The sequence below is a fragment of the Acinetobacter sp. NIPH 2699 genome, assembly GCF_022549355.1.
Classification (GTDB): domain Bacteria; phylum Pseudomonadota; class Gammaproteobacteria; order Pseudomonadales; family Moraxellaceae; genus Acinetobacter.
In genome coordinates this window covers 1-10,907 of sequence record NZ_JAKZGL010000025.1, presented here as the reverse complement: position 1 = coordinate 10,907, position 10,907 = coordinate 1, and the positions used below count along the sequence as shown (strand labels likewise).

7 protein-coding genes are annotated in these 10,907 nt (G+C 38.9%); 1 reads left to right on the top strand and 6 read right to left on the bottom strand.

Translation table 11 applies throughout. The features are described 5' to 3' along the window. Window positions 1-252: 252 nt before the first annotated feature. The 3 genes from MMP72_RS15565 to MMP72_RS15555 all read right to left on the bottom strand — a co-directional run bounded on the left by MMP72_RS15565 (window position 253) and on the right by MMP72_RS15555 (window position 5,730). On the bottom strand, window positions 253-1,287 hold the full coding sequence (locus tag MMP72_RS15565; protein WP_241406179.1) for a DUF6670 family protein: 1,035 nt from the start codon (window positions 1,285-1,287) through the stop codon (window positions 253-255). Window positions 1,288-1,793: 506 nt separating this feature from the next. After that, window positions 1,794-3,047: a putative solute-binding protein gene (locus tag MMP72_RS15560; protein WP_241406178.1), complete on the bottom strand. Its 1,254-nt coding sequence runs from the start codon at window positions 3,045-3,047 to the stop codon at window positions 1,794-1,796. 160 nt (window positions 3,048-3,207) lie between these two features. Continuing rightward, on the bottom strand, window positions 3,208-5,730 hold the full coding sequence (locus tag MMP72_RS15555; protein ID WP_241406177.1) for a heavy metal translocating P-type ATPase: 2,523 nt from the start codon (window positions 5,728-5,730) through the stop codon (window positions 3,208-3,210). A 99-nt stretch (window positions 5,731-5,829) separates the two neighbouring features. On the opposite strand from MMP72_RS15555, the gene MMP72_RS15550 reads away from it, so the two are divergent. Continuing rightward, on the top strand, window positions 5,830-6,216 hold the full coding sequence (locus MMP72_RS15550; protein ID WP_241406176.1) for a MerR family transcriptional regulator: 387 nt from the start codon (window positions 5,830-5,832) through the stop codon (window positions 6,214-6,216). A gap of 54 nt (window positions 6,217-6,270) precedes the next feature. On the opposite strand, the gene MMP72_RS15545 is transcribed toward MMP72_RS15550, so the two are convergent. The 3 genes from MMP72_RS15545 to MMP72_RS15535 form a co-directional block, all read right to left on the bottom strand. Continuing rightward, window positions 6,271-6,471 (bottom strand): hypothetical protein, encoded by a 201-nt coding sequence (locus MMP72_RS15545; RefSeq protein ID WP_241323578.1) that lies wholly within the window; start codon window positions 6,469-6,471, stop codon window positions 6,271-6,273. Between the two features lie 455 nt (window positions 6,472-6,926). Beyond that, the gene (locus MMP72_RS15540; RefSeq protein ID WP_241406175.1) at window positions 6,927-7,715 is read right to left on the bottom strand and encodes an OmpA family protein; all 789 of its coding nucleotides are present in this window, start codon (window positions 7,713-7,715) and stop codon (window positions 6,927-6,929) included. A 69-nt stretch (window positions 7,716-7,784) separates the two neighbouring features. Continuing rightward, the coding region (locus tag MMP72_RS15535; RefSeq protein WP_347005587.1) for a YadA-like family protein at window positions 7,785-10,907 on the bottom strand (3,123 nt) is incomplete at its 5' end.

Below are 10,907 nucleotides of genomic sequence, written 5' to 3'. Positions count from 1 at the left end.
TACGGAATTAGGTCGACCACTTACCCAAGTTACGCCTTAAATTTGGCTCAATTAGGGGCGCTTTGCATTTCAAATCTTTGTGCAACAAAGCCGTTCAAGAATAATACTCATGATTTACCTTATAAAAGAATATCTCTCATAAGATAAATCATTTCTGCAACTTTTATGATCAATTCTTTAGACATTAGGCTTATGATTAAATTAGTATCTGTTGATACTTCATTAATGCTTGCTGAGGTTGCATGATTTAGATTACTTTGTCCGCGTATCAAGATATTCAATATAACCTATACCTTCTACTGCTTGACCTCGAAATGTACCTTTATATTGATAACTTCCTGCATAACCACCAGCCATACCATACTTAAAATCGCCATTTGCTAGACCATCAATACAAATTAAAAGCTTTCCTTTTTCATCATTAACACTCCATGAAAAAGTTCTAGGTAAACGCATCGATAAACCATTAGGTGTTATAGAACGTTGTGATTCAAACTCATGAACTTCTAATTTAAAATCTTCAGAATGTATACTTCCATGATCATCAATCGCACGAATATACACACGGCGTTGTAAGACAAGATTCAATGGACCAAGTACTTCAACTAAAAGAACCTGAGTTTTCTCATCGATATTTAAAATATGATACGTAAAATAGTTCATATGCAAGTTGATATCTATTGCACGTGCATATTCATAGGTACACAAACCTTCGACATGGGTCTTCTTGCCTTGATATTCGAGATAACCTTCATATTGACAGAGTAAAGCCCAATGATTATATAAACCGAAAGTTAACTCAGCAAAGTTTGCAACTTTATCAGTTGCAGTGATTTTCAAATCAAAATTAAATTCATGCCCTTCACGATAAGCATGAAAATTAGGATAAGTGCCTTCTAACACTAAATCTCGACCAAAACATAAAGAAGAACCATTACTTACTAAAGCACAGTCATTTTTGATACTATAGCCCTTAAAATAGTCTTTTGTTCCTATAGCTGTACCAATTAATACATTTGCTGTATCAATACTTGAAGTTTTAATTAAATGTTCATTTCGAAAAATTTTAACTCGAGGTTGCCCCACCACAGTCAAAAGGTTCAAAAAATTAAAGGGCTCAGGGAGATTAGGAATCATCACACCATAGTGAACACAAGTATATTTTCCTTGAGGTGTATGCGTTTCCGTTTCGACATCAAAAGGCCGACCATTTCTTTTTCCTGAATAGTCAATCATCTCATGCAATGGTTTTGGAGCAATAATTTGTTTTGGGAATAATCGTGACATTTTCAGAACCTCTATTAAACTCTACTCAATATTTCAGCTACCCCCTCCCATATATCTTTATGTCTAACATGCTTTGTAGTACAAATTTGACCAAAAATAAAACGAATGAAAGGGTTAACATCATCTTGAATTTATCAAGATATTTTAAGTATGAGAGAAAGAGCTATAAAAAAATTGACCGAAGAGGAAGACAAATTGATGTCAAAAATGTCAAATTAATAAACTGGCTAATCTCTTATTTTACTTGAATTTATCATAGCGATTGACGAATCTAGTTTGAACATTGGATGGCTTAGTCTTGCTATAATTTCATGCTTTAAAAGAATGGTGTAATCTCTAAACCACTTAAATAAAATGCCATAAAACTCTCCTCAGAAAGCTTTATGGCATATCCCAACATTTACATTACTGTTAATCGTATGAGCTAACTGCTCGCGAATAAAATTTTATATATAAATAATCTCTACTCTTTTCGCAGAATTTTAGGCATTGTCTGACTATAAAAATCACTCATCCTTCAATGCACATTCATAATGCGTCGGCTGCTGCGAACAACGGACTTGTTTCAGTAACTTCATCATGTCTTTATCATAATAACCTTCTTTGGTCATTTGAATACGTGCTTCTCGCATCAGTCGCATATAGCCTGGTTTCTCACTTTCAGGAATATCCATCCAGTATTTTTCAGGGATATCTTTTTCAATTTTATCGACAAAATCAAATGCAGGTTGCAACTGTTTAGAGATCATTTCTCGTGCAATCGGCCCCATCCCTGCTGGGAATTTATTCCGATGCATAATCAAAGTACCTGTCACCTGTACCACTGGAAAGCGGATAATCCCACCTGCAATTTTTCCTGATTTATCTGTCATGCCTTTATGTAGCTCAAGTGGATCAAACAAAATCGCAGGTCCCGCTATGATTTCCACTTCTTTATTATTAAATTTAGGTCCTACAGTCGCTAAATCTACTGAAATAGCCTGTGCCCCCACATTTTGAGCTAATTTTTTTTGCGTTGGATCAAATGAGAATACTGCGATTTTTCGTCCAGCCGCTTTTGCTAAAGTATTGATATTTCGATCACTGACCATAATATATGCGGCACCAAGAGGCACGATACCAACCACCTCATAGTCCTTATTCACCATTTTTTCATCAAACTTAGGATGAGCGAGCAACTGAATCACTGAGGTGAGTTGTTTATAACTTTGCAGTGCACCTATTGCATCAACACTTCCCACAAATGGATTGAACTGTCTTGCTCTTAGATTGCTAATACCTGCACCATCACAACGTTTACTACGGAAATCTTCGGTTAATACGCTCTCATTGGTATAGACTTTTAACGTCACCATCGTAGAGGCAGTTTGTTTTAATTTTGGATAATCAAAATCAATTTTGAGCTGCAAATTAGAAGGTCGGGTAATATTCATATTAACCCCATATTGTTTGGCGACTCGTACAATACGGGGCAATTCACTAATATAACTGGTGGCTTGTTGAAATGCTTCGCCATGCTCACCATTTGGCGAATACACACATAAAGTCACTTGTTTGGGGATCTGTTGCCAAATCTTGGGATCGTTGAGTAAAGCTTTGATTTTATTTTGCGAATGCGGTGACAACGTGAGATCAAGTTTCTCATTTGGTGCTGCATGTAAAATAGGTGATAAGAATAATGAAGCAGCCAATGTAGATGCAAGTGATAAAGCTCCAATCAACGTGTTGTATTGCAATTTTTGTTTTTGTTGCACAAACATTTTTTCACTCCTGTGAATTATCATTTCAGACTAAGCAAATCACAAACAAATAAAATTGACCCAATTGTTTTAGCTTTGGGCAATATAGTCATATTACCCAATAAAAAGCTGCCCAGTCCTAAAACACAGCAGCTCATTTACAACAATCAAAACAGAAAACTTAAGAACGATTTAAGCGCAAGGCATTCACCACCACAGATAATGAACTCAATGACATCGCAACTGCTGCAAACATCGGTGTCAGTAATAATCCAGTCAATGGAAAGAATATTCCTGCTGCAACTGGCACACCCAATCCATTATAAACAAAGGAGAATGCAAGGTTTTGCTTCATATTTCTCACACCAAGTTTCGCCATATGCAGCGCTTGACCAATCCCTTGCATATCGCCTTTGACTAAAGTCACTTGTGCAGTTTGTTTAGCAATATCAGTGCCTGTACCCATTGCAATACCAACGTTGGCCTGTGCAAGTGCAGGTGCATCATTGATCCCATCCCCTGCCATTGCCACGATCTTACCTTGAGCTTGCGCCAGTTTGACAATCTCCAGCTTTTGCTTTGGATCAAGATTGCCATATACCTGCTTGATCCCTAAAAGTTCAGCCACCATTTGTGCATTTTTCTCATGATCACCAGTCGCCATAATCACTTCAACACCATCGGCATGCAATTGATCAATCACAGCTTTGGCATTTTGCTTAATCGCATCATGAATAGAAACATAAGCAATCAGCTCCTGTTCTGACATTAGGAAACTAATGACATCGCCTTGTGATCGTTTTTGGTCTAGCGTTTTGGTTAAAGCTTCGCTGAATGTTAAATCTAGCTGCTCAACCAATTTTTGGCTACCAATGTATAGCATTTTGCCATCAATATTACCTTTGACACCAAAACCAGTCACATCTTCAAAATCAGCTACATTGAGCAACTGATTTGCATCAACTAATTTCGTCAAGGTTTGTGCAATGGGGTGACTTGAATATTGCTCAATCGAGGCAATCCACAATTCAATTTGAGCTTGAGTATAGGTTTTTGATAAAGGCTGAATTTCTTTCAGACTCGGCTTGCCTTCTGTCAATGTTCCTGTTTTATCAATAATTAAGGTATTGACCTTACTTAAAGCTTCAATGGCTTCGGCATCTTTAAATAAAACACCCTTCTGGGCTGCACGACCTGTGGTTGCCATCACTGACATCGGCGTTGCCAAGCCTAAAGCACATGGACAAGCAATAATTAAAACGGCAACTGCACACATCAAGGCTAAATCAAACTGTGCTTGACCAAAAACCATCCATGCAATGAAGGTCAAAACACTGATCGTGAGCACAGCGATTACAAAGTATTTCGCCACGACATCTGCGATACGTTGCAACGGTGCTTTTGAACGCTGTGCATCCGCTACGGTCTGAATCATTTTGGCTAAAGTAGTATTGGTTCCTACCGCAGTGGTTTGAATACGGATAGAACCTTGCTGATTAATCGTTCCGCCAATCACCTGATCATCTTTTTGCTTTTTCACAGGAACAGGCTCACCAGTCATCATGGATTCATCGACATAGGTTTTGCCATCAACCACAACCCCATCTAAAGGAATTTGCTCACCCGAGGAGATTTGCAAAATATCGCCTTGTTTAACCATCGCAATATCAACATCCACGACCTGATCATGCTGCACCAATTTGGCTTTGGCAGGTTGTAAGCGTAGTAAGGCTTTCAATGCATTAGCTGTTTGTGAGCGTGCTTTTAGCTCAAGGACCTGCCCAAGTAAACTTAAAGATACAATCATACAGGCTGCTTCAAAATACACAGCAACGCCATGTCCTGTCTTGGCTTCAACAGGAATCACGGATGGGAATATCGTTGCAACCACACTATAAATAAATGCAGCGAGCACACCAACACCAATCAGACTCCACATATTGAGATGACCTGTTTTATAGGAGATCCAACAGCGTTGTAAAATCGGATAACCAGCCCATAACACCACAGGTAAACTTAAAACCAATTCAATCCACGGTTGAATATGCGGTGAAATAAAGGCATGGATATGTGAACCCATCGCCAAAATCATCACCAATAAGCTTAAAGGTAAAGTTGTCCAAAAACGCTTGCTAAAATCAACCAGTTCAGGATTTGGCCCTTCATCTAAAGTTGGTTGCATCGGCTCCAATGCCATACCACAGATCGGACAAGTACCAGGACCTTTTTGTACAATTTCAGGATCCATTGGGCAGGTATAATCCATATCCATTGCCCCTTCGGGTACTGGGCGTTGATCCACAGGGACTAAGTAGAACTCAGGATCATTTTTAAATTTTTCTAAGCAAGATGGATTACAGAAATAGTAAGTTTTACCTTCATATTTCGTTTTTAAATCCGTCGTAGTCTTGACTGACATACCACAGACTGGATCAATTTCAGTTTGACCATCAGCGGCTATATGATGTTGATGCCTCTGTCCTCCACCGCAGCACGATGATGTTTTTTTTACTTCCGCTTTGATGGGTTGTGATTCAGTTTTAGAGCCACAGCATGAACTTTTCTTTTGTTCGGTTGGCTTAGGCGCACAACATGATGAAGCCGTAACGGGTTCACTTGCTTGCTCAGTTTTGGCATCGTCACTGGCATTTTTTTTAACTTGCTTGTCTTTGGAACAGCATGATGAAGTCTCATGTTGAGTCATGGTTCGACCTATCTTTTATTACGCGATAGGTTTAGGATAAAGTCTGTACCTAGGTACAGAGTCAAGTCTTTTTATAGACTATTTCTTTAGGAGCATAAAATGAATCTCACCATTGGTAAACTAGCAAAGGCATGTGACATCAATGTCGAGACGATTCGGTATTATCAACGTATTGGTTTAATACGAATACCTGAAAGCACCCAAAGTTATCGTTATTATCATCAACAAGATTTGGAAACATTGAGTTTTATCCAGAAAGCCAAAGATGCAGGCTTACAACTCAATGAAATTAAAGAATTACTGACGTTAAATTTAGAAGATCGTATTCAAGTTCGTCAGGTAATTGAGCAACGTTTAAGCAAGATTGATGAGCGGATTCAAGAATTACAAGGTCTCAAACAACGCCTTTCAACTTGGTTAGATGACTGCAAAACTGCAGAAAATGATTGCTGTCCAATATTGATGGAGCTTAAGAAATCAACTTAAATTTTGAATAGAATCAGTATCCGTATATACAACATGAGATACTATTTTTATTCGTTAGAAAAAAGACCAAACAACATTTTCATCTTGTTGCTTTAATACGAAACTGGTCTGATGATCATCTTCTACTACAATATGCTGATTTGAAATCATTTTTACTTTAAGCAACGTGTCATTCTCATACACTAAATCATGTTTGCCCTCTTTCGTTAAGACAAGCGTTTGATCTAGGACTATTAAATTTCTCGATTCCAACATAGCTTTCCCCTTCAAAACTGTTCTACAAATTCTGCATATTACTAGCAAGCCAGCAGCCATTTATATTGCAAAGGAACTATTAAACAATTTGCAATAAACAACTGTATGTCATTCATAAAAGCGACATCTAGACATGTTAGTTCTTAGCGGGCATTTTAGATTATTTATCGATCAATAATGTATTTTTTGTAGGACAGTTCACATAAAATTATATTTTTGCAAAAAATACCGCTTAATTTAATACTTTATTGTTCAATATTTAATTGTATTGGCAGAGTTAACCTGAATTTTTAAAACTAAATCACACATAGACTGATCCGTGCCCCAAAAGTTGGATGGTTTGATTAAGCAGCTTAAGAGCTTGACTAGGTAGTGTTACAACCGTTTTGTCATGTCATTATTCTACGCGCAAAAAAATGGCTACTTTAAAGTAGCCATTTTTTATTGAACATTCATTACCAACTAACGTTAACACGTCGATTCGGTGCCAAACAACCAACTAGTCGAGTATTGGCTTTATTGCCAGCGCACTGTTGGTATAAATCTGTTTGGCTATTTGCTTGAATTTGAATACGATTTGCATCAATCCCTGCATTCACCAATAATTTAGCAACAGTATTTGCACGTTGTGCGGATAACTGATGATTATAAGCAAATTTACCCAATGGATCTGCAAATCCTGCAACAATAATTGGGCTATTTGATGGCGTTTGTTGGATCCGTTGAGCGATTGCCTCTATTGAACTTGAACCTTGTTCAATTGCATTGGCATTAGAACGGTCAAAGGCAAAGAATACGCTGCTAGAACGTGAATTATTTAAATTTACATTAGCTGGAACTTGATTATTCGCTCCCCAAGCCATTAAGCCTTCACACGCCTCTCCTTTCCACGATAATCGTTCTGATAATGATTTTTTATCAAAATCAACACGTAATTGACAACGTAAATACTCTTGGCTATTAGGTTGGCGGATATCTAAAACATAGTTCCACGTCTTAACAAAAAATACGCCTTCACTAAATTGTGGATTACCCAACAAATGACGGATTTGATCCTTGGTTAGGCCTGCATCTAAACGCGCAACGTTATCGTATTCGTAACGCTTCACTTGTTTTAAATAGCTGTTCTCCACTGCTGGAAATTTGATTTCTTCTTGCTGAACAATAATCTGTTCTTCTGCAGATGCAGAAACAGCAAGACTAGCGACAAGCCCTATAACGAATGCTTTTATCATGTTTTTCATATTTGAACTCTCTTTATCTATTGGTAGTGGAGAACCTTATGATTCAAGGTTCTCCTTAACAACTAATCCTTAGTCAATCACGCCACTGATACCGATACGTACACTTGGATCACCTTGTGACGCAGCGGCTACACCACCTGTAATTGACCAGCGTCCATTATCCGCAGTCTTACGTAAAGTTACGCCAACTGCATTTTCACCACCATGATAAGAAGCACCTGCCGCATATGTGTATTTACCAGCAACATATGGTGCTGATTCTAACGCCATTGCAGCAGCGATACCTGCATTCGCTCTTTTCTCAACATTATCAATACGTTGATTTGTTGAATAGAATGCTTGTTCAAGACGATTACTTACATTGTCGATTTTAGTACCCAATGCTTGGTCAGCCTGATTCAATGCATCAATCGCACCACCAACATTATTATGTGTTGTATCACCTACTGTATAAGTTGGATTTGTGAAGCTGTTGGTTATATTGTCATAACCTGCACCACCACCTAAGAATTCAACAACTTTGTTGTTTGTCACATTCAATTGTGAACCATTTACAGCATCTTTAGATGTCGCACTGATTGCCCCATCTTTAACACCTGTTACAACACGATCACCCTCCGTACCAGCCATATTGACTTTAGTACCACCAGTATCTTTACCAACAGTGATTTCACCATTTGGTGTTTGTTGTTGAACTAAGCCAGACTTACCATTGTTGATGTTGCTAATATTGGTTTGGATGTCTTGAATATCATCAGTGTTCTGGTTCACTTGTTGTTGAACATCCCACAGTTGACTGCCATTCACCGCATCAGTTGATGTCGCTGATACATCACCTGCTTTAACGTTGGTAATGGTTGTACCACCTGCACCGCCTAATGTGATTTTGTCTTTCGATGCGTCGTCATATTTAACAGCATTATTAGCAAGTTCATTAACATTGTTATTCACATTGCTAATCGCACTGTCTAACTGACCTTTATTTACTGCATCAGTGGCATTTGTACCAGCTGCAACATTGATAATTTTTTTACCACCTGCATTGATTCCATCTATTGTTACACTTGGACCATCATGAATAATTAACCCTGTATTATTTAACACTACAGAATTATTACCAATGCTAATTCCAGCGCTATTTAAAACAGTATCACCTGCTTTAATAGAATCTACCGTTAAATCTTTTGCAGTTGATACTTCATAGTTATCAGAACCATCTGCATTTTTTGATTTGTTTACAACAATATTTTCACCATTCGATACTGTTGTTTTAGACGTAGTTGCAGCTGAACCTATTGCTTTGTCTAATGCATCTAAAGCATCTCCAACATTCGACTGAGTACCTTGTGCAACATTATAGGTTGGACCTGTAATTGTGCCGTCAACATTCACCGTTGCATTGCCACCAAGACTATTCACAAGTGATGTTTGTGTAGTTACAACTTGATTTCCAACTGCTTTCAATTGTGCAACGTTCACTGCATCAGCATCCGCAGTCCCCGCTGCAACACCAGTAATTTGACGATAAATACCATTTGTAGCATCGCCCACTGCAACTGCACCAGTTGTTGATGTTGTTTTGGTTATTGCAGCTTTATCAGCACCAGTAGCAGCAGATAATGCATAGCCTGCCACTCCAGCACCTGTTGTTGCTGCTGAACCAGTTCCTAATACCACAGAACCAGTAACGGTTTGAGTAACGTTATTTCCTAGAACAAACGTGTCATCAGTAAGGACTTGGTTATTGTTACCCACAGAATAACTGTTATCGCCATCAACAATTGTTGGATCACCAATAGCACCTGAATGATTACCTTTAACCTTGTTACCTGTACCAATACTGATTGATTGTTTACCTAATGCTTCAGCGCCATAACCAATTGCAATTGATTGTTCACCTTCAACTTTAGTGTTATGACCTAAGGCAACTGAGCTATCAGCACCTGTTGCAATGATTGCATTTACACCAATCGCTGTTGAATTTACCCCACCTGCACTTGAGTCATTTGTTGTACCGATATCACCTTCGGATGTATCTGCATTGGTATGGAAAAATTTAATACCATCAGTATTCATCTTCTGAACAGTCTGAGCAATCGTTAGACGATCAGTTGTCTCTTGACCTTGCTTATCATAGGTTAAGAACAATGAATCTTGGTTCTTATTGTCAGGTTGAGTATTCACAACCTGATCAATAATATTGACCTTGTTTCCATTACCATCTACAACTTCAGTGATATTTTTAGTGATTACTTGGTTCAATTGCTCTTCAGTCGCAGCTCTGCCTTGAGTAGCAAAATCAGGCCCATTCAAATCCTTATTGCTTAAACCAGTGATCGTATTCGTTGCTTTATCGACAACAACGCTGCCAATAGCAAGCTGATTAGTCATCACGCTGTTCAAGCTCAAGTCTTGGCTAAGTGCAAATGCAACATTGTTGCCTGTCTTGGTCGCAGTTAAGTTGGTGTCTGCTACATCAACCACACCGATATCAACCGTGTCACCTGCTTTGATTGCACCGCTGTCAGCACCATTCGTTTGTAGGTTAAAACCACCTTTTAAGGTTGTGATGTCACCCGTATTGGTTGCAATGTTCGCTGTATTGGTTGCGATATTGCTGGTATTGGCCGCAATGTTCGTGGTGTTTTGATCAACCTGTTGGTTGGTCGTGAACAATTGACTGCCATTCACCGCATCGGTTGAAGTTGCTGATACATCACCTGCTTTCACATTGGTCAGTGTGGTACCACCAACACCCGCTAAAGTCACGGTGTCTTTAACCGCTGCATCATCATACTTCACTGCCGCATTGTCGCTGGCTGCTTGTTCTGCTGCCAATGCATCTAATTGGCCTTTGTTCACTGCATCTTTGCTATTGGTACCGGCTTCAACACCACTGATTTGGTTCGTGGTCTTATCAATCACCACATTGCCAACCGTCACTTTGTCTGCGGTCACACCCGCGTTGTTGATCACCGTGTTACCTGTGGTCACACTGTTCAAGTTCAAGTCTTGGCTAAGTGCAAATGCAACATTGTTGCCTGTCTTGGTCGCAGTTAAGTTGGTGTCTGCTACATCAACCACACCGATATCAACCGTATCACCCGCTTTGATTGCACCGCTGTCAGCACCATTGCTTTGGAGATTCCAGCCTTTGTCCAATTCATTGATCGCTGCGCCAACGTTGGTAAC